Annotated in this window: 20 protein-coding genes; 14 read left to right on the top strand and 6 right to left on the bottom strand. The window is 73.7% G+C overall.

Annotated features, from left to right (window positions below; all coding sequences use genetic code 11):
- Positions 1-10: 10 nt before the first annotated feature.
- Positions 11-733: a GntR family transcriptional regulator gene (locus EDD28_RS03520; RefSeq protein ID WP_170169334.1), complete on the bottom strand. Its 723-nt coding sequence runs from the start codon at positions 731-733 to the stop codon at positions 11-13.
- Between the two features lie 190 nt (positions 734-923).
- On the opposite strand from EDD28_RS03520, the gene EDD28_RS03515 reads away from it, so the two are divergent.
- The 6 genes from EDD28_RS03515 (at position 924) to EDD28_RS03490 (ending at position 7,318) form a co-directional block, all read left to right on the top strand.
- Complete coding sequence (locus EDD28_RS03515) at positions 924-2,282, top strand: ABC transporter substrate-binding protein (protein ID WP_123738356.1); 1,359 nt, start codon at positions 924-926, stop codon at positions 2,280-2,282.
- Between the two features lie 92 nt (positions 2,283-2,374).
- Positions 2,375-3,226 (top strand): carbohydrate ABC transporter permease, encoded by an 852-nt coding sequence (locus EDD28_RS03510; protein ID WP_123738355.1) that lies wholly within the window; start codon positions 2,375-2,377, stop codon positions 3,224-3,226.
- Positions 3,226-4,068: a carbohydrate ABC transporter permease gene (locus EDD28_RS03505; protein ID WP_123738354.1), complete on the top strand. Its 843-nt coding sequence runs from the start codon at positions 3,226-3,228 to the stop codon at positions 4,066-4,068. Before EDD28_RS03510 ends, EDD28_RS03505 begins: the two co-directional genes overlap by 1 nt.
- Positions 4,065-4,814, top strand: a complete 750-nt coding sequence (locus EDD28_RS03500) for a sugar isomerase domain-containing protein (RefSeq protein WP_170169333.1) — start codon at positions 4,065-4,067, stop codon at positions 4,812-4,814. The genes EDD28_RS03505 and EDD28_RS03500 overlap by 4 nt, the downstream gene beginning before the upstream one ends.
- Before the next feature lie 97 nt (positions 4,815-4,911).
- Positions 4,912-5,856, top strand: coding sequence for a sugar phosphate isomerase/epimerase family protein (locus EDD28_RS03495; RefSeq protein WP_123738353.1), 945 nt, complete (start codon positions 4,912-4,914; stop codon positions 5,854-5,856).
- The gene (locus tag EDD28_RS03490) at positions 5,849-7,318 is read left to right on the top strand and encodes an FGGY family carbohydrate kinase (RefSeq protein ID WP_123738352.1); all 1,470 of its coding nucleotides are present in this window, start codon (positions 5,849-5,851) and stop codon (positions 7,316-7,318) included. Before EDD28_RS03495 ends, EDD28_RS03490 begins: the two co-directional genes overlap by 8 nt.
- 123 nt (positions 7,319-7,441) lie before the next feature.
- On the opposite strand, the gene phoU is transcribed toward EDD28_RS03490, so the two are convergent.
- Positions 7,442-8,113, bottom strand: a complete 672-nt coding sequence (phoU, locus tag EDD28_RS03485; RefSeq protein WP_123739901.1) for a phosphate signaling complex protein PhoU — start codon at positions 8,111-8,113, stop codon at positions 7,442-7,444.
- Positions 8,114-8,315: 202 nt separating this feature from the next.
- On the opposite strand from phoU, the gene EDD28_RS03480 reads away from it, so the two are divergent.
- Both EDD28_RS03480 and EDD28_RS03475 read left to right on the top strand, forming a co-directional pair.
- Positions 8,316-9,581, top strand: a complete 1,266-nt coding sequence (locus EDD28_RS03480) for a sensor histidine kinase (RefSeq protein ID WP_245967898.1) — start codon at positions 8,316-8,318, stop codon at positions 9,579-9,581.
- Positions 9,578-10,291 carry a response regulator gene (locus EDD28_RS03475; RefSeq protein ID WP_123738350.1) on the top strand — a complete coding sequence of 238 codons (714 nt, stop codon included), beginning with the start codon at positions 9,578-9,580 and terminating at the stop codon, positions 10,289-10,291. Before EDD28_RS03480 ends, EDD28_RS03475 begins: the two co-directional genes overlap by 4 nt.
- Positions 10,292-10,321: 30 nt before the next feature.
- On the opposite strand, the gene EDD28_RS03470 is transcribed toward EDD28_RS03475, so the two are convergent.
- On the bottom strand, positions 10,322-10,792 hold the full coding sequence (locus EDD28_RS03470) for a hypothetical protein (protein WP_123738349.1): 471 nt from the start codon (positions 10,790-10,792) through the stop codon (positions 10,322-10,324).
- A gap of 195 nt (positions 10,793-10,987) precedes the next feature.
- Between EDD28_RS03470 and EDD28_RS03465 the strand changes: the two genes are divergently transcribed.
- The 3 genes from EDD28_RS03465 (at position 10,988) to rlmB (ending at position 14,024) form a co-directional block, all read left to right on the top strand.
- The gene (locus EDD28_RS03465; protein ID WP_123738348.1) at positions 10,988-11,470 is read left to right on the top strand and encodes a CarD family transcriptional regulator; all 483 of its coding nucleotides are present in this window, start codon (positions 10,988-10,990) and stop codon (positions 11,468-11,470) included.
- Between the two features lie 102 nt (positions 11,471-11,572).
- Positions 11,573-12,988, top strand: a complete 1,416-nt coding sequence (gene cysS, locus EDD28_RS03460; protein WP_123738347.1) for a cysteine--tRNA ligase — start codon at positions 11,573-11,575, stop codon at positions 12,986-12,988.
- Between the two features lie 58 nt (positions 12,989-13,046).
- The gene (gene rlmB / locus EDD28_RS03455) at positions 13,047-14,024 is read left to right on the top strand and encodes a 23S rRNA (guanosine(2251)-2'-O)-methyltransferase RlmB (protein ID WP_123738346.1); all 978 of its coding nucleotides are present in this window, start codon (positions 13,047-13,049) and stop codon (positions 14,022-14,024) included.
- Here rlmB and EDD28_RS03450 read toward each other — a convergent pair.
- A complete protein-coding gene (locus EDD28_RS03450) occupies positions 13,985-14,704 on the bottom strand; it encodes a response regulator (protein ID WP_123738345.1) in 720 nt (239 codons plus the stop codon). The two genes, rlmB and EDD28_RS03450, sit on opposite strands and share 40 nt — an antisense overlap.
- On the bottom strand, positions 14,701-15,603 hold the full coding sequence (locus EDD28_RS03445; protein WP_211339103.1) for a sensor histidine kinase: 903 nt from the start codon (positions 15,601-15,603) through the stop codon (positions 14,701-14,703). The genes EDD28_RS03450 and EDD28_RS03445 overlap by 4 nt, the downstream gene beginning before the upstream one ends.
- Positions 15,604-15,734: 131 nt before the next feature.
- Between EDD28_RS03445 and EDD28_RS03440 the strand changes: the two genes are divergently transcribed.
- From EDD28_RS03440 to EDD28_RS03430, 3 genes are read left to right on the top strand one after another with little or no spacing between them, the layout of a single operon-like run.
- Positions 15,735-16,439: an ABC transporter ATP-binding protein gene (locus EDD28_RS03440; RefSeq protein ID WP_123738343.1), complete on the top strand. Its 705-nt coding sequence runs from the start codon at positions 15,735-15,737 to the stop codon at positions 16,437-16,439.
- Positions 16,436-17,224 carry an ABC transporter permease gene (locus EDD28_RS03435; protein ID WP_123738342.1) on the top strand — a complete coding sequence of 263 codons (789 nt, stop codon included), beginning with the start codon at positions 16,436-16,438 and terminating at the stop codon, positions 17,222-17,224. The genes EDD28_RS03440 and EDD28_RS03435 overlap by 4 nt, the downstream gene beginning before the upstream one ends.
- Positions 17,221-17,961 carry an ABC transporter permease gene (locus EDD28_RS03430; RefSeq protein WP_123738341.1) on the top strand — a complete coding sequence of 247 codons (741 nt, stop codon included), beginning with the start codon at positions 17,221-17,223 and terminating at the stop codon, positions 17,959-17,961. Before EDD28_RS03435 ends, EDD28_RS03430 begins: the two co-directional genes overlap by 4 nt.
- 27 nt (positions 17,962-17,988) lie before the next feature.
- Here EDD28_RS03430 and EDD28_RS03425 read toward each other — a convergent pair whose 3' ends face one another.
- Positions 17,989-19,281: a DUF4032 domain-containing protein gene (locus EDD28_RS03425; RefSeq protein WP_123738340.1), complete on the bottom strand. Its 1,293-nt coding sequence runs from the start codon at positions 19,279-19,281 to the stop codon at positions 17,989-17,991.
- Between the last annotated feature and the right edge of the window lie 17 nt (positions 19,282-19,298).

The raw sequence follows: 19,298 nt of genomic DNA, 5'->3' as shown, positions 1-19,298 counted from the left end.
CGGACGGGCGTCAGATCGCCGCGCCGGCCGGTCGGGGGTTCGTCTCGATGAGGCTGCGCACCTCGTAGCGGTCGAACCGGTAGCGCGTGCGCGCGTGCTGGACCGGGCGGCCCGTGACGTCGGAGAACAGGTCGATGATCTCGAGCGCCGGCGAGCCCGGCGGCAGCTCGAGCAGCTCGCACTCGCGCCCCCCCGCGACGACGGCCCGGACCGAGCGCTCGCTGCTGCGGGGCTCGGCTCCCGACGCCACGAGGATCTCGTGGACCGACTGGTCGAGCCGCCCCGCGAGGAGCTGCTCCGCGACCCGCTCCGGGAACAGGCTGACCTCGTGGCAGATCGGCTCCCCGTCGGCGCAGCGCAGGCGCTCGACCAGCAGCGTGCTCTCGCCGGGGCGGATGCCGAGCGCGGCGACGGTCTCGAGGTCGGGCACGACGCGCTCGACCCGCAGCACGGTCGAGGACGGCTCGAGCCCGCGCCGGCGCATGTCGACGGTGAACGACGTGAGCGTCGGTCCCATCGACACCGTCGGGCGGGTGACGAACGTCCCGCGCCCGGCCGTCCGGTTCACCCAGCCGTCGTCGACGAGCTGACCCAGCGCCTGGCGCACGGTCATGACGCTGACGCCGAACTCGTGGGCGAGCGTCCGCTCCGGCGGCAGGCGCGAGCCGGCGGCGAGCTGCTGGCAGCGGCGCCGCAGCTCGCGGGCGATCGTCACGTACTTCGGTGTGGACATGGCTCTCATAGTGGTCCATCCCTGGCTCGTCGTACGCCGCGTCGTGCGCGGAGCCGCGGGCGAGCCGTCGGTCTTCCCAGACCTCCGTCTTTGCTCTAGAGTAATCCGCGTGCCGCTCTAGAGCAGCACGCGGTCATGCGACCGGTGCACGGTGGCGCCGGCGCCCGACTATTCACAGAGAGGTGAAGGTATGCGTAACCGCTTCATCATCCCGATCGCGGCGGCGGTCGCCGCCGGATCGCTGATCCTCGCCGGCTGCTCGGGTTCTCCCTCGGGCTCGGCGAGCACGGACCCGGGAGGCGGGGCACAGTCCGGTGGCGGCGCCACCGGCTCGACGGAGCCGCTGATCCTCTGGCACATGGAGAGCGTCCCCACGCGGGTCGAGGCGTGGAACACACTGATCGACCAGTACAACGCCACCGACCCCGCGTACCCCGTCCAGGCGCAGGTGCAGGAGTGGGACTCGGTGTACCAGGGGATCGCGGCCGCCGCGCAGGCCGGCAACCAGCCGGACATCCTCTTCGCGATCCCCGACTTCGCGACCTACGTGCGCAACCTCGGTCTCGGTCAGCCCGTGACGAGCACGGTCGAGGAGCTGGACGGCGAGTACGACTTCCTGGACGCGGCGACCGCCGCCTACACCGACGGTGGCGAGGTGTGGGCCGTCCCGCTCTACGGCATGGTGCAGATGCTCTGGTACAACCGCGACAGCTTCGAGGCCGCCGGCCTCGAGGCGCCGACGACGTGGGACGAGCTGCGGGCGGCCGCCGAGAGGCTGACGCAGGACGGGCAGAGCGGCATCGCGCTGCCGGCCGGCAAGAACCTCGCGTCCGACCAGGTGCTGTACAGCTTCATGGTCACGGGCGGCGCGGGGAACTGGTTCACCGAGGACGGCGAGGTGGACTTCGACACCCCGGAGACCGTCGCGGCGCTCCAGCTCTACAAGGACCTGCTCGCGTTCTCGCCCAAGGACTCCGCCAGCTTCGCCTGGGGCGAGCCGCAGGCGGCGTTCAACAGCGGCGCGGCCGCGATGGCCGTCGAGAAGGGCCAGTACCTCGCGCCGTGGGAGGCCGAGTCCGGCCTCGCGCCCGACCGCCTCGGCTGCGCGCCGATCCCCGTCAAGGACGAGGGCGGCCAGCCCGGGAGCATCTACTACTCCAACGGCGCCATGGTCCTCGCCGACGACCAGGCTCGCCAGGACGGCGCCGCAGCGTTCCTGAGCTGGCTGATGCTGCCGGAGAACTACGGGCCGTTCCTCGAGGCCGAGCCGGGTCTGTTCCTCCCCGTCACGACGGACGAGGCCCAGATCTCCGCCTGGCGCTCCAACGAGATCATCGACACCTACTCCGAGTGCGTCGACGCGATGCTCGACCAGTCGAAGACCGGCGCGCTCTTCGGGTTCGTCGACGGCCAGTACATCGAGCGCATCGGTGACATCTCCGGCCAGAACATCCTCGCCCAGGCCATCCAGCGGATGTACGTCTCCGGCGAGTCAGCCGAGGATGCGGCAGCGTGGGCGCAGGCCGAGATGGACAAGGCCCTCAGCTAGCCGTGGCCAGCGATGCAGCACGGGTGACGGGTTCCGCGCGGGTGCGCGGGGCCCGTCACCCCCGGCCACGGGGCCGGCTGGGACCGAGGGAGATGGCGCTGGGCTACGCGCTCGTCGCGCCGATCGTCGTCATCATGCTCGTGGTGATCGCCTACCCGCTCCTCAACGCGGTCTGGACGAGCCTGCGCGACCAGCGGCTCATCGGGAGCGACTCCGACTTCGTCGCGTTCGAGACCTACGCCAAGGTCGTCGGCGATCCGTCCTTCTGGGCCGCCCTGCGGCGCTCCGGGCTCTGGCTGATCGGCAACATGGCGGTGCAGACCGTCCTCGCCTTCGGCGCCGCGCTGCTCATGCAGCGGCGCGGCTGGTGGGCTCGCTCGGCGCGCGTCTGGGTGATGCTGCCGTGGGTCGTGCCCACCGTGGCGGTCACGATCATCTGGCAGTGGATGCTCAACTCCAGCTACGGGGTCGTGTACAAGGCGTTCGAGGCCGTCGGGATCGACCTCGGCTCCCCGTTCGGCAACCCGGTCTGGGCGCTGCCGGTCATCATCCTCGTCAACAGCTGGCACTGGTTCCCGCTCACGGCCGTCGTCGTCTACGGCGCCCTCGCGACGGTGCCCGGCGAGGTGATCGAGGCGGCGACGATCGACGGCGCCAACGCGTGGCAGACCTTCTGGGCCGTCACGTTCCCCCTGCTGCAACCCGTCCTGTTCGCCGTCGCCCTCGTCGGCTCGCTCTGGTCGTTCAACATCCTCGACACGATCTTCCTCATCACCGAGGGTGGTCCGGCCGACGCGACGACGACGCTGCCGGTCTACGTCTACAACACCGCGTTCAGCGCGTTCCGGGCCAGCGAGGCGGCTGCCGCCAGCGTGCTCACGGTGATCGTGCTCGGCATCGCCGCGCTGCTGTTCGTCCGGTTCGCGCGGCCGAAGGAGCTGTGATGTCCGCACTCACCACACCGGGACGCGCGGTGCGCGCCATCCCGCGGGTCGTCGTCATGGCGCTGCTCACGCTCGTCGTGCTCGGGCCGATCTACTGGATCACGGTCTCGAGCTTCAAGCCCCGCAGCGAGCTCATCAGCACCAGCCCGACGCTCCTGCCGCGCGAGTGGACGCTGGAGAACTTCGAGCGGCTCTTCGCGACGACGAAGTACCCGCTGTTCCTCTCCAACAGCTTCGTGGTCGCGATCGGGACGACGGTCGTGACGCTCGTGGTGTCGATCGCCGCGGCCTACGGCCTCGACCGGCTCAGGGTGCCCGGCGCCGGGAAGATCTCGGGCGTCGTGCTCCTGTCCTACATGATCCCCGGCACGCTGCTCATCGTCCCGCTGTACGTCACGCTCGCCCAGCTCGGGCTCATCGACAGCCACGCCGGCCTGGTGCTCGTCAACGTCGCGTTCACGGCGCCCTTCTGCACGTGGCTCCTGCGGGGGTTCATCCTCGCCATCCCGATCGAGATCGACGAGGCGGCCGCCCTCGACGGAGCCGGTCCCCTGCGGACCATGTTCCAGATCGTCCTGCCGCTGCTGCTGCCGGGTGTCGCGACGGTCGCGGTCTACTCGTTCGTCTTCTCCTGGACCGAGTTCGTGTTCGCGTCGCAGTTCATCATGTCGGACGGTCTCGACACGCTGCCCGTGGGGCTCAAGGCGATCATCGGGCAGTACACGGTCGACTGGGGGCTCGTGACCTCCGCGACGCTGTTCACGCTCCTGCCGACCGTCCTGCTGTTCCTGGCCGTCGGGCGCTTCTTCGTCGGCGGTCTGATCGCGGGGGCGACCAAGTGAGCGCCGCCGTCGACGCCGTGGAGACGGCCGAGGTCAGGTACCTCACGGTGGTCGAGGAGACGCTCCGGGCCGCCGTCGAGCTCAACCTCGAGGCGGTCGCGGATGCGGCCGCGCTCGTCTCGGCGGCCTTCGCCCGCGACGGTCAGCTCTTCGTCTTCGGGTCGGGACACTCCCACGTGTTCGCCGAGGAGGCGTTCTACCGGGCGGGCGGAGCGGCGCGCGTGTGTCCCGTCCTCGTGCCGCGGCACATGCTCCACGAGGGCGCGGTGCTCAGCACGCGGCTGGAGCGCGAGCGCGGGCACGGCGCGGCCGTCCTGGAGGGGTACGACCTCGTCGGCGGCCGGGACGTCCTGCTCGTGGTGTCCAACTCGGGCACGAACGCCCTCCCGCTGGAGGTCGCGACGATCGCGAGGGAGCGCGGCGTCGACCTGATCGCCATCACCTCGATCGCGTACGCCGAGTCCAAGCCGGGCCCCCGGCTGCACGAGATCGCCGACGTCGTCCTCGACAACCTGTGCCCCCCGGGGGACGCGTTCATCGAGATCGCGCCGGGCCTGCCCCGCGTCGGCCCCGGCTCGAGCGTCGTCGGGCTCGCCCTGCTCAACGCGGTGGTCGTCGCCGCCCTCGCTTCGCAGGTGTCCGCCGGCGTGGAGCCGGAGATCTACCTCAGCGCCGGCATGCCGGACGCCCTGCGGCACAACGCGGAGCTCGCCGAACGGCTCGCCCCCCGCAACCCCCACCTCTAGGGCGTCCCGACCGGGACGTCCCGACCGGCCGCCAGCGGCTCGGTCCCATCGTTCGGTTCATCGACAGGCGCCGCAGGGCGCCGGAAGGAGTGTCACCGTGAAGATCAGCTTCGAGGTCTGGCCCAACATGCCCTGGGGTCGGCTGGAGGCCGCCGGGCCCGCCTGGAACTCCTGGGGCGACCTGTCGTCGCCGGAGACGGTGCGCAAGGTCGCCGAGTACGGCTACGACGGGGTCGACTTCCTGCTCGGGCACCTCATGAACGTCCCGTCGGAGCAGTTCGACGAGAACCTGCGCGCGACCCGCGCCGCCGCGGACGAGGCCGGCCTGGAGATCTTCTACGTCGCCAACCACACGACGTTCGTCAGCCCCCGCGAGTACGACCGCGAGCGGGGGATCGCCAGCTTCAAGAAGGCGCTCGACGCCGCCAAGGTGCTCGGTGCCCGGTCCGCGTGCACGCTGCTCGGCGACGGCTTCTACGACCCGCCGCTCAACGTCCTGATGAGCCGGAAGGAGGCGTGGCGCCAGGCCAAGGAGGCCATCACGGAGGTGGCGCTGTACGCCAAGGACCTCGGCCTCAACGTCAGCATCGAGCTGCTGCAGGGGACGATCCTCAACAAGGTCGAGCTCGTGGAGCGGATGTTCGACGAGATCGCGATGGACAACCTCCGCGTCACGATGGACACCGGCGCGCTGTACGTCGCCGTCAAGCCGTTCATGTCGGTCCGGGACGCGTTCCGGCGGCTGGCCCCGTACATCGACATCGTCCAGATCAAGGACGAGGTCGGTCTCCCGACCATCGTCGGCACGAACCACATCTGGTTCGGCGGCGGTCTCGTCGACTTCCGGGAGACCTTCGACGCCCTCGCGGAGATCGGCTTCGACGGCTGCGTCAGCGTCGAGTGGGAGGGCTGGCAGGTCGGCGGGCAGATCGGCGTCGGCGAGCCCGCCGGCATCGGCCTGGCCAACTTCGACCGGGTCGCCGAGGAGTCGCTCGAGTTCCTGCGCGAGTACGGGTTCACGACCGCGCGCGAGCGTGCGTGACACCACCCCCGTCGTCCTGGGGATCGACCTCGGGACGACGGGGGTGAAGGTCGTCGCCGTCGACGTCGGGAGGGGTGTCGTCGGCACGGAGTCGGCTGAGCACCCGACGCGGCACCCCGGAGCGGACGGGCACGAGCAGGACCCCGATCGCTGGTGGTCGGCGACGTGCGCGGCCTCGCGACGCCTGCTTCGACGACTGGCGGACGAGGGGAGGCCGGTCGTTCCGGCGGCGGTCGGCCTCGCGGGTCAGATGCACTCGCTGCTGCTGCTCGACGGCTCCACCCGTCCCGTGCGCCCGGCGATGACGTGGGCCGACCGGCGCGTCGGGGCCGCGACGGCCCGCCTCGCCCGCTCACCCCGGTTCGAGGCCGTGACGGGCAACGCCCCCGTCGACGCCTTCACGGCGCCCAAGCTCGCGTGGCTCGCCGAGCACGAGCCGGACGCGCTCGCCCGGGCCCGGCACCTGGTCCTCGCCAAGGACTGGCTCGGGCTCCGCCTCACCGGGGAGCTGGCGACGGACCCGACCGACGCGCTCGGCACGCTCCTGTGGGACCCGGCGGGCGCCCGGTGGGACGAGGAGCTGTTCGGGCTGTGCGGGGCCGACGCCCGTCTCGGGGTGTCCGTGCTGGCGTCGGCGGCCGTCCGGGGACGGGTGACACGGGCGGCCGCGGCTGAGACGGGCATCCCCGAGGGAACGCCCGTCGTCACGGGGGCCGGCGACGTGTCGGCCGCCGCGATGGGCGGCGGCGCCCGCCTCGGCGGTGGCCTGTGCCTCAACGTCGGGACCGCGGCCCAGGTGATGGGCGCGGCGCCGGACCTGCGGCCGGGTCTCGGCTTCGTGTTCGGCTCGGCCGACGGCGCCGGCTTCGTGCGGATGGCCTCCGTCTACGCCGCCGGCGCCAGCGTCCGCGCCTTCGAGCGGGACGAGCTCGACGGCGGGGCGATCGGACCGGCGGCGGCGGGCGCGCCGGCCGGGGCGCGTGGCCTGTCCTACCTGCCGTACATGTTCGGGATCGTGGTGCCGCGCAAGGACGACACCGTGCGAGGCGGCTTCGTCGGGAGCGCGCCGGAGCACACGCCGGCCGAGCGCGCGGGCGCGGTGCTGGAAGGGGTCGCGTTCGCGTGCGCCGACGTGGTCGAGGCGGTCGCCGAGCAGACCGGCGCGCGGGGGACGCTGACCGTCGTCGGCGGCGTCGCCTCCTCGCCCCGGTTCCGGGCCGCGCTGGCCGCGACGGTCGGCCTCCGGGTGCGGCACGTGCCTGCCGCGGGGTCGCCGCTCGCGGCCGCGATGCTGGCCGGGACCGGCAGCGGCCTGCTGGCCGGGCCGGAGGAGCTGCTCGCGCTGGTGCCCGGGGAGTGGGTGGACCCGGGGCCGGAGGCCGGGGAGTACCGCGGGGCCCGGGCACGATTCCGGGGGCGGGTCGAGGAGATGCTGGCCGCGGCGGCACGCGACGGGCGCTGAGCCCACCGAGCCCGCCGACTCCGTGGCGCGCACCACGACCACGACCACTCCCACCGCGCCCGGGGCCGGTCGAGGCTCCGAGCGGAGCCGCGACCGGCGACCGGGTGGCGGGAGCGGGGACGCTCAGCGCGCGGGAGCCGTGTGGGCGACCGCGTCGCCCGTCACGAGGAAGAGGATGCGCCGCGCGACGGCGACCCCGTGGTCGCCGAACCGCTCCAGGTAGCGACCGAGCAGCGTGATGTCGACGATCTCCTGGGGGGTGAGGCTGTGGTCGGCGGCCGAGGGCGCGAGCACGAGCCGGAACGTGTCGCGGTGGAGGGCGTCGAGCCGGTCGTCGTCCTCGAGGACGCGCGCCGCGAGCGACACGTCGTGCCCCTCGAGCAGGTCCACGACGTCGGTGGCGACGGCGCGCGCCGACGACGTCAGCTCCTCGAACGTCGGCCGAGCCACCTCCGGGATCGCCTGCTCGGGGAACCGCCCGCGCGCCACCTCGGCGACGTGCCGGGCGAGGTCGCCCATCCGCTCGATCGTTGCGGACAGCCGCAGGCCCGTGACCACGACGCGCAGGTCGGTCGCGACCGGCTGCTGGCGGGCGAGCAGCGTGATGCACTGCTGCTCGAGGTCCTCCTGGAGCCGGTCGATCGCGCGGTCGCCGTCGATCACCCGCTCGGCGAGCTCGAGGTCGGGGGAGAGCAGCGCGCTCGTCGCCCCCTCGAGCGCCTCGCGCACGAGACGCGCCATCGCGACCAGGTCGTCGCCGACCTGCTCCAGGTCCTGCTGGAAGATCTCCCGCATCCACATGCTCCTCGTCCGCGGCGGCCGGGGTGTCTCCCCGGCGCATACGCGGGCAAGCCTGACACCCGGGGGTGGTCGCCCGGCACGCGCTCGATGAACGGTCGATGACGTGAGGATGAACTCCTTGGCCCCCGCGCGCTCCCGACCGTCGTCGGCCGCCGGCGGGGCCTTCGCGCCTCGCGGGAGCCCCTACCCTCGAGGGGTGGACGTGCTCGACCTCGTGACGGCGATCGGCCTGGCCGCGCTCGTCGTCGTCGTCGGGATCCTCGCCTTCCGCGTGAGCAACCCGCCCGAGCCGGCCCGGCCGGCCGGCTCCGACGGCGACGCGGACGGCGACGACCTCGCCCGCCTGCTCGCCGCCGTGCGGTCGGCCTCCGTCATGCTGGACGCCGGCGACCGGGTCGTGCGCGCGACGCCGGCCGCCTACGCGCTCGGGGTGGCGCGCGCGGGGGCGATCGCGCTGCCGGAGGTCACGGCGCTCGTCGCCGAGGTGCGCCGCGACGGCGGCTCGCGCGAGGTCCAGCTCAACGTCTCCCGCGGCACGTCGCCGGGCATGATCCGGCTCGTCCTGCGGATCCAGGTCATCGCGCTCGCGGCGGAGCGGGTGCTCGTCCTCGCCGAGGACCGGACGGCCGCGCTGCGGCTGGACCAGGTGCGCCGCGACTTCGTCGCGAACGTCTCGCACGAGCTCAAGACGCCGGTCGGCGCGATCGCGCTGCTCGCGGAGACGCTGGCCGAGGCCGCCGACGACCCCGAGGCGGTCACGCACTTCGCCGGGCGGCTCGGTGTCGAGGCGCGCCGGCTCGCCGGGCTCGTCCAGGACATCATCGACCTCTCCCGCCTGCAGGACTCCGCCGCGGCGCACGAACCCGAGCCCGTGGCGATCGCCGACGTCGTCGCCGAGGCCGTCGCGCGGTGCGAGGTCGAGGCGGGCGCCCGGGACATCGTGGTGGCCGCCCAGGTCATGGGCTCGCCCGAGGTGTTCGGCGACCGGGGGCTGCTCGTCACCGCGGTGCGCAACCTCGTGGACAACGCGCTGCGCTACTCCGACGGAGGCACCCGCGTCTCGGTCGTCGCCCGGGTCGGCGGCACCGGGACCCCGGGGGAGGGCACGGCCGAGATCAGCGTCATCGACCAGGGCATCGGCATGGACCCGGCCGTGCTGCCCCGCGTGTTCGAGCGGTTCTACCGGGTCGACCCCGCGCGCTCGCGCGAGACCGGGGGCACGGGCCTCGGCCTGTCCATCGTCAAGCACATCGCGGCCGACCACGGCGGCGAGGTCACCGTGTGGTCCCAGCTCGGCCGCGGCTCGACCTTCACCCTGCGGCTGCCGCTGGCCGAGGGGCCGGCCGCGTCCTCGGACCCCGGCACCGCGGGAGCCTCGCGCGCCGCGGCCAGCGACACCACCACGGCGCCACCGGCGGGGAGGAACCCCCGCACCGCACCGGACCCAGGAGGGACCCCATGACGCGCATCCTGCTCGTGGAGGACGAGGAGTCCTACCGCGCACCGCTCGCCTACCGGCTCGAGAAGGACGGCTACGAGGTGATCGAGGCCGCCACCGGGACCGAGGCGGTCGAGCTGTTCGCCGACCGCGGCGCCGACCTCGTGCTGCTCGACCTCATGCTGCCCGGGCTCGACGGCGTCCAGGTCTGCCAGGAGCTGCGCCGCACCAGCGACGTCCCCGTCATCATGGTGACCGCCAAGGACGAGGAGATCGACAAGGTCGTCGGTCTCGAGGTCGGCGCCGACGACTACGTCACCAAGCCCTACTCCTACCGCGAGCTGCTGGCGCGGATCCGCGCGGTGCTCCGGCGGCGCGGTCCGGCCGGGGGCTCCGGCGGGGCCGGCGCCGAGCTGGACCTCGACGACGACGAGAACCTCGTGGTCGGGCGGATCCAGCTCGACGTCGGGCGGCACGAGGTCCGGGTCGACGGCGCGGTCGTGCCGATGCCACTGCGGGAGTTCGAGCTGCTCGAGCTGCTGCTGCGCAACCCTGACCGGGTGCTCACCCGCGGCCAGCTCATCGACCGGATCTGGGGCGCCGACTACGTCGGCGACACCAAGACGCTCGACGTCCACATCAAGCGGCTGCGGGCCAAGGTCGAGGAGGACCCGGGGGAGCCGCGCACGATCGTGACGGTGCGGGGGCTCGGGTACAAGCTCGTCGGGCGGTAGGCGGCGCGACCGTCCGGCCGCGCGCGGGACTCAGGGGACGAGGTCGCGGTACTCGTCGAGCGTGCCGTCCAGCACGGGGACCTGGAGCGTGACGACGCCCTGGGACGGCGTGGAGAACGTCATCGCGACGGTCGATCCCGGAGCGCCGGGGACGTTCGGGAGCACCAGGTCGGAGGTCCGGGAGCCGTCGAGCAGGACGGTGGAGCTCGCGGGGACGGTGATCGTCGACGCGTCGCCGTCCGCGAACCCGACCTGGATCTCGACGTCCTCGCCGGTGCCGTTCGTGAGGCCGCCGACGACGCGCGCGTCGCCGCCCTCCTCGGCCGCGAGCAGGAGCACGTTCTCGCCGCGGATCGGTGCGCCGTCCTCCCACGAGACGCGGATGCCGTCGCTCGCGCCGTACGGGTTGTGGGTGAGCACGGGCGAGCAGGCGGCGATCGAGATCGCGGCGAGCGCGCCGGCGGCGACGACGGCGAGGCGGCGGGCGGGCGCGAGGGACATGGTTCCTCCGTGGGACTGGCTGATGGGTCAACCGTACCGATATCCGCACGCGGGCGCGGCCGACGACCGCGCGCGCGTGGACGCACCTCACACGCACGCCCGTGACCTGCGCAAACACCCGGGCGGTGGAGTATTTGTGTGCAATCTCTGGAAAAACCGCGTGGTATCCTTGACTCCGGAAAGGGGAGTCCCTACATGACTTTTGAGGTCGGCGAGACTGTCGTCTATCCGCACCACGGTGCGGCGCTCATCGAGAAGATCTCCACCCGGGTGCTGCGCGGTGAGGAGAAGATCTACCTCACGCTCCGCGTCGCCCAGGGCGACCTCGTGATCGAGGTTCCGGCCGAGAACATCGACCTCGTCGGTGTTCGGGACGTGGTGGGCCAGGAAGGGCTCGAGCGCGTCTTCGAGGTGCTGCGCGCCGAGTACACCGAGGAGCCGACGAACTGGTCCCGCCGGTTCAAGGCCAATGTCGAGAAGATCGCCTCCGGTGACGTCATCAAGGTCGCCGAGGTCGTGCGGGACCTGTCCCGCCGCGATCAGGGCCGCGGTCTCTCGGCCGGGGAGAAGCGCATGCTCGCCCGCGCCCGTCAGATCCTCGTCTCGGAGCTCGCGCTCGCGAAGAAGACCGAGGAGGAGCAGGCCGAGGCCATCCTCGACGAGGTCCTCGCGTCCTAGTCCGGCCCCGGCGCCCGTCGCGGGTGTCCGTGCCGACGCGCAGCGCGTGAGACGGGCGGCGGCGGGCGAGGGCTTCGCCGCCGTTCTCGGTAGGGTGTGTCGGTGAGCCTGCGCCTGTACGACTCCGCGTCGCGGAGCCAGCGAGACTTCGTGCCCCTGACACCCGGTCGGGTCGGCATGTACGTCTGCGGCGCCACGGTGCAGGGGGAGCCCCACGTCGGGCACCTGCGCTCGGCCATCGCCTTCGACGTCCTCGTGCGCTGGCTGCGGCGCAGCGGCTACGAGGTGACGCTCGTCCGCAACGTCACGGACATCGACGACAAGATCCTCCAGAAGGCCGCGGCGAACGACGCCGCGTGGTGGGCGTGGGCCTACCGCTACGAGCGCGAGTTCTCCGCCGCCTACGACGCGCTCGGCGTCCTGCCGCCCAGCTACGAGCCGCGGGCCACGGGGCACGTGCCCGAGATGATCGCGCTCATGGAGCTCCTCGTGGCGCGCGGGCACGCCTACCGGGGCGCGGAGGGCAACGTCTGGTTCGACGTCCGCTCGCTGCCCGACTACGGCTCGCTCACGCACCAGCGGCTGGAGAACCTCGAGCCGGACGACGACGCCTCCCCCGAGAAGCGCTCCCCGCAGGACTTCGCCCTGTGGAAGGCGGCACGCCCCGGAGAGCCGGCGACGGCCTCGTGGGACACCCCGTTCGGTCGCGGCAGGCCCGGCTGGCACCTCGAGTGCTCCGCGATGGCGCAGCGCTACCTCGGCGACACCTTCGACATCCACGGCGGCGGCATCGACCTGCGCTTCCCCCACCACGAGAACGAGCAGGCGCAGAGCCACGCCGCCGGGTACCCGTTCGCGCGGTACTGGCTGCACAACGCCTGGGTCACCTCGGGCGGGGAGAAGATGAGCAAGTCGCTCGGCAACTACCTCTCCGTCCCCAACGTGCTCGCCCGGGCCGGCGCCCCCGTCCTGCGGCTCGCGCTCGCCGGCGTCCACTACCGCTCGACCGTCGAGTTCTCCGACGAGACGCTGGCCGACGCGGCCGCGGCCTGGGAGCGGTTCTCCGGCTTCGTGACCCGCGCGACCGAGGTCGCCGGGGAGGCCGCGCTCGAGGAGGTGGCCGCGGCGGACCTGCCGGCCGAGTTCGTCGCCGCGATGGACGACGACGTCAACGTCGCCGCGGCCCTCGCCGTCGTGCACGAGTGGCTGCGCCGCGGGAACACCGCACTCGCCGCCGGCGACACCGCCGCCGCGGGAGCGGCGGCGCTCGTCCTGCGAGCGATGCTCGACGTCCTCGGGCTCGACCCGCTCGCGCCGCGGTGGCGCGCGTCGAGCGACGGGGACGGCGCCGCCCGCGACGCGCTCGACGTCCTCGTGACGGCGGCGCTCGAGGAGCGGGCGAGCGCCCGGGCGGACCGGGACTGGTCCCGGGCCGACGAGCTGCGCGACCGGCTCGCGGCGGCCGGCGTGGTCGTCGAGGACGGACCCGACGGCGCGCGCTGGAGCGTCCGCGGCTGACGAGGCCGGGGCGAGGGCGGCGAGCCGTGAGTGTGAGACCGATGGCAGGAGAGAAGTGATGGCGGGGAACTCCCAGCGACGGGGCGCGGTGCGCAAGCCGGGCTCGAAGAAGGGCGCGCGCGTCGGCACGGGCGGCCACGGCCGACAGGCGCTCGAGGGGCGCGGCCCGACGCCGAAGGCGGTCGACCGCGTCGGGCACCCGGCCGCGCGCCGGGCGGCGGCCGCGGCCAAGCGCGACGCGACCAAGCCCAAGCAGGGCCGTCCGGCGGGCTCGGCCCGCGCCCGCGGCCACGAGATCGTCGTCGGCCGCAACGCCGTCGTCGAGGCGCTCCGAGCCGGGGCGCCCGCGCGGTCGCTGCACGTGGCCGCGAGCGTCGAGGCGGACGACCGGGTGCGCGAGATCCTCCGGCTCGCGACCGGTTCCGGCCTGCCGCTCATCGAGACCACCAAGACCGACCTCGACGTCATGAGCGATCGCGCCGTGCACCAGGGCGTGCTGCTGACGATCGAGGAGTACACCTACGCCGAGCCGCTCGACCTGGTCGACGCGGCCGAGGCGGCCGGCGTCCCCGCGCTGGTCGTGGCGCTCGACGGCATCACGGACCCGCGCAACCTCGGGGCGATCATCCGCTCCGCCGGTGCGTTCGGGGCCAGCGGCGTCCTCGTCCCCGAGCGGCGCTCGGCCGGCGTCAACGCCGCCGCCTGGAAGACCTCGGCCGGCGCCGCCGCCCGCGTGCCGGTCGCGCGCGCGACGAACCTCGTGCGCGCGCTGCAGGACCTCAAGGAGGCCGGCTGCTTCGTCGTCGGGCTGGACGGCGACGGCTCGACCGACATCGCCGACCTCGCGGTCGCCGACGGACCGGTCGTGCTCGTGGCCGGGTCGGAGGGCAAGGGCCTGTCCCGGCTGGTCCGGCAGAACTGCGACGTCGTCGCGGCGATCCCGATCGCCTCGTCCGTCGAGTCGCTCAACGCCTCGGTCGCGGCGTCGCTCGCGCTCTACGAGGTGGCGCGCCAGCGCGAGGCCGCGACGTCCTGACCGCCCTCGCCCGCCCGGACGAGGCCGTGGTCGTAGGCCGCGATGACGAGCTGTGCCCGGTCGCGCGCCGCGAGCTTGGCCAGCAGGTTGCCGACGTGCGTCTTGACGGTGCCCATCGAGATGACGAGCGCCTCGGCGATCTCGTGGTTGGACAGGCCGCGGCCGACCAGCGTGAGCACCTCGGTCTCGCGCTCCGTCAGGGTGGCCGGTCGCCGCGGCCCCGACCGCGTCGACCGGGCGGTCCCGTCGAGGTAGTGGGCGACGAGGCGGGTGAGGATTGTCGGGGCGAACAGCGACTCCCCGGCGTGCGTGCGGCGGACCGCGTCGACGAGCAGCTCGGGCTCGCTGTCCTTGAGCAGGAACCCGCTCGCGCCGCCGCGCAGGGCGAGGTTCACGTAGGAGTCCAGCTCGAACATGCTGAGCACGAGGACCCGGGTGCCGGTGAGCGCGGGGTCCGTCGTGATCCGTCGCGTGGCCTCGAGCCCGTCGCCGCCGGGCATGCGGATGTCCATGAGCACGACGTCGGGCCGCGTCCGGACGGCCTGCGCGACCGCGTCCTCACCCGTCGCCGCCTCGGCGACGACGGCGAGGTCCCGCGCGCCCTCGAGGATGACGCGCAGGCTGTGCCGGATGAGCGGCTCGTCGTCGACGACGAGGACGCGGACGGGGGCGGCGGTCATCGCGCGGCCGGCTCCCCGGCGTCCGGCAGCCGCGCCGCGAGGCGGAACCCGGACCCGCGCGTCCCGGCCTCCAGCGTGCCGTCCATGGCCGCGACGCGCTCGGCCAGCCCGGCCAGGCCGTGGCCGGCGCCCGGGTGCGGCCGCCACCCGGGGACCGGTCCGTCGTCGTCGACCACGACGACCACACCGCCCGGCTCGCGGCGCACGTCGACCCGCGCCGCGGTCGGCCCCGCGTGGCGGGCGACGTTCGCCAGCCCCTCGCGGACGACGGCGCACACGGCGACCTGCGCCCCGGCGGTGACGGAACCCGCCGACGCGTCCGTCAGCGTCGCGCGGACCCCGGTGGCGCCGGTCGCGGCCACGATGGCCGGCAGGTCGGCGAGGGTGTCGGCCGGGCGCAGCGGCGCCTCGGCCTCGGGGTCGCGGAGCACGGTGAGCATCCGGCGCAGCTCGTGCGTCGCGCGCCGGCCGGCGCGCTCGATGTCGGCGAGGGCCTGGACGCGCTCGGCGTCGCCGTCCGGCCCGGCGACGGTCCGCGCCGCGGCCGCGCGCAGCGTCACCAGGCCCAGGCCGTGCGAGGCGAGGTCGTGCAGGTCCCGCGCGATCCGCAGCCGCTCGGCGTGCACCGCGCGCTCCGCCGCCCACGCCGTGAGCTCGTGCTCGTAGTCGCGGCGCTGCGCCCGCGTGCGCAGGGCCGCCCAGGTGAGCACGACGGCGGTGACGACGAGCGTGAACGCGAGCGTCACGGTCGTCGCCGGTGGGTGGTCGACCCCCACCGTCGCGAGGACGGCGATCAGGACGGCGAGCCCGCCGAGCGCGATCGGCCACACGCGTGAGCGCAGGACGGGACGGTCCCGCGGGCCGTCGGGCCCGTCGATCGTCCGGTCGAGTGGCTGCACCCGGTCGAGTGTAGGAGCGCGGGTCGCCCGGCACATCGGACCAGGGTCCGACGGACCGGGGTCGCAGCCGCGCCGCGAGGTCCTGACCCCGGCCCGATGACGCCGGCGGCCGCACCGGGTGGGCTGGGGGCATGCTCACCATCGACGAACTCGTCAAGCACCACGGTCCCCGCGCCGTCCTCGACCGCGTCAGCTTCGAGGCCCGACCGGGCCGCGTCACCGCCTTCCTCGGGCCGAACGGCGCCGGGAAGTCGTCGACGCTGCGCGTCCTGCTCGGCCTCGACCGCGCCGACGGCGGCCGCGCCCTCGTCGGAGGCCGGCCCTACCGCGACCTGCGGGCGCCCCTGCGCACGGTCGGGTCGATGCTCGACGGGTCGGGCGCCCACCGCTCGCGGCGGGCGCGGGACCACCTCGCCTGGGTGGCGCGGAGCAACGGCATCCCGCGGCGGCGGGTCGACCAGGCGCTCGCGGCGGTCGGGCTGGCCGAGCACGCCCGGATGCGCGTCGGCCGCTACTCACTCGGGATGGGACAGCGGCTCGGGCTGGCCACCGCGCTGCTCGGCGAGCCCGAGGTGCTCGTGCTGGACGAGCCGGTCAACGGCCTCGACCCCGAGGGCATCCGGTGGATCCGGGGGCTGCTGCGGGGGCACGCCGACGACGGTGGGACGGTCCTGCTGTCGAGCCACCTCATGAGCGAGGTCGCGGGCCTCGCCGACGACCTCGTCGTCATCGCCGGGGGCCGCGTCGTCGCCGCCGGCGGCCTGGCCGAGGTCACGGCCGGGCACGCCGACCTGGAGGAGGCGTTCTTCGCGCTCACCGACGGGGGTGCCCGATGACGTTCCCGCGCTCGCTGCTGGCCGAGCTGCACAAGTGCCTCACGCTCCCGGCCGTCTGGGCCGGGGCGGCGGTCGCGATGCTCGGGTCCATCGCCCTCACGGTGCTCAACGCGACGACGTCGCGCTCCGCGCTCGCCTCCGGGCACCCCGAGATGCTGGCGGACTCCTCGCCGTTCGAGACCGCCTTCGCCGCGATGCCGCTGGGGACGGTCGGCGCGGTCGTCATCGGCGTCGTCGTCATGGGCAGCGAGTACACCGCGAACAGCCAGGACGCCGGGGGCGGTCGGCAGATCGGCACCACCCTGACGGCCGTGCCCCGGCGGATCGGCCTGCTGCTCGCGAAGGCGGGCGCCGTCGTCGTCCTCGTCGTGGGGATCGCCGCCGTGACGCTGCCGACGACGGTCCTGATCGCGCGGCTCCTCATGGGCGACCTGGCCGTCGAGCACGTGGCGGTCGACGCGGCCGTGACGCGCTGCCTCGGCGGCACCCTCTACTGGACGCTGACGGGACTCATCGCGCTCGCGATCACGACGCTGACGCGCAGCGGCGTCATCCCGCTCATCGTGCTCGTGATGAACAGCTCGCTCGTCTCGTTCTCGCTCCTGCTGACCAACGTCACGCCGCTGGCGCACTGGCTGCCGGACATGGCCGGACGCCGGCTGTTCGACGGGCCGTACACGCTCGAGGGCGGGCTGGACGCCGGGCCGGGCACGCTCGTCATGGCCGGGTGGACGGTGGCGCTGCTCGCCGTCGCCGCGCTCGTGCTGCGCAGGCGGGACGCATGAGACGGGCGCTCGCGGCCGAGCTCGACAAGCTCCGGACCCTGCCGATCGTCCTGCTCACGGTCCTCGGGACGGTGCTGGCCGGCGCCGTGCTGGGGGCGGCGCTCGCGGCGTCGGCCGTCGACGGCGGCTGGGACGTCGACGCGGTGGACGCGACGCTCCAGGCGGTCCCGTTCGTCCAGGCCGGGTTCGTGCTGCTCGGCGTGCTGCCCGTCGCGCACGAGTACGCCGGCAGCCAGATCCGGACGAGCCTCGCCGCGGTGCCGGACCGGTCCCTCCTGCTGGTCGCCAAGACCGCGGCGACCCTGCTGGTCGCGTGCGTCACGGCCGTCGGGACGGTCGCCGCCACGCTGGCCGCCGCGTGGGTGGTGCTCGACCGCGCGGCCGGGGACTCCTCCGACGGCGCCGGGTCGGACGGGGGGCCCGGCGAGGTCGTCCGGTCCGCCGCCGGGGCCGCCGGGTACCTCGTGCTGATCGCGATGCTCGCCCTCGCGGTCGCGCTGCTGCTGCGGCACCTCGTGCCGGCGCTGGTCGGGACGCTCGCGCTCGTCCTCGTCGTCTCCCCGCTCCTCGCGATGCGGACGGACGTCGCGCGCTGGCTGCCCGACCGGGCGGCGCAGCAGCTCTACGACGCGAGCGACACGGTGCTGACGCCGGGGACCGGCGCGCTCGTCGCCCTCGGCTGGGTCGTGGCGATCGGGGCGGTCGGCGGCGCGCGCCTGGTCCGTCGCGACGCCTGAGCCCGCGCCGCGCTCGGCGGCGAGCGGTCAGCCCAGGATCATGTCGTCGTCGATGACGTCGTCGTCGGGCTCGTCCTCGCCGTCGAGCGCGCGCAGCGTCGCGGTGTCCAGGCCGATGATGGCCTGCTCGTCGGGGCGGTGCGCGAGCACGTGCTCGATGTAGTCGGGCGTGATCTGCGCGAGCGTGAGGTCGGTCTGACCCTCTTGCGACTTGTACCAGCGGTGCTCGAGCAGCTCGTGGAAGATCTCGGCCGGCTCGAGCTTCCCGCGCAGCTCGCGCGGGACCGCCCGGATCGCCGGCTCGAACACGTTGGTGAGCCAGTCGTGGGCGACGAACGCCTCGTCCTCGCCCTGGCGGTCGGTCGCGACTCGGTAGGAGTCGAGGTCGTTGAGGAGGCGGCGCGCCTGGTTCTCCTGCACGTCGAGGCCCGTGAGCCGCATGAGCCGCCGGTGGTGGTGCCCGGCGTCGACGACCTTCGGCTGGATCCGGATCCGGGTGCCGTCGATGTCCGTCGACATGTCGAGCTCGTCGACGTCGAACCCGAGGTCGTTGAGCCGGTCGATCCGCGCCTGGACCCGCCAGAGCTCGCCCGGCTCGAACCACTCCGAGGTCGTCAGCTCCTGCCACAGCTCGTCGTAGCGCACGACGAGCATGTCGCCGACCGTGATGATGTCGACGGTGGAGTCGAGGATCTCGCCCGCCTCGAGGTCCATCAGCTCGCCGATGACGTTGACGCGGGCGATCTCGAGGTCGTAGGCGCGCTGGCCGTCGGTGAGCCTCTCGTGCAGGTCACCGGTCTCGGCGTCGACGAGGTACGCGGCGAACGCGCCCGCGTCACGCCGGAACAGCGTGTTGGACAGCGACACGTCGCCCCAGTAGAAGCCGTTGAGGTGCAGGCGGACGAGCAGCACGGCGAGCGCGTCGACGAGGCGGGTCGCCGTGTCGGGTCGCAGGTACTGCGAGAACAGCGCGCGGTAGGGCAGCGAGAACGGGAGATGCTCGGTGATGAGCGCCGGGGTGAGCGGCTCGCCGTCGATCGACTTGCGGCCCGACACGACGCCGACGGGCTCGACGGCGGGGAGCTGGAGCCGCTCGAGCTGACGCAGCAGCTCGTACTCGCGGAAGGCGACGGACTCGCCGATCTCCTTGATCGCGATGACGCGGCCCGAGAGCCGGACGAACCGCACGACGTGCCGGGAGATGCCGCGCGGGAGTGCGGCGAGCAGGTCCTCGGGCCAGTTCTCGAGCGGGAGCTGCCACGGGAGCGTGAGGAGCGCCGGGTCCGGCGACGCGGCGGTGATCTGCAGACGGTTCGACACGTTGTTCCGTTCGGTCC

Origin of the sequence: Salana multivorans (assembly GCF_003751805.1) — a bacterium.
GTDB lineage: Bacteria > Actinomycetota > Actinomycetes > Actinomycetales > Beutenbergiaceae > Salana > Salana multivorans.
Note: the sequence above shows the minus strand (reverse complement) of the source record. Positions and strands in the feature narration are given on the sequence as shown.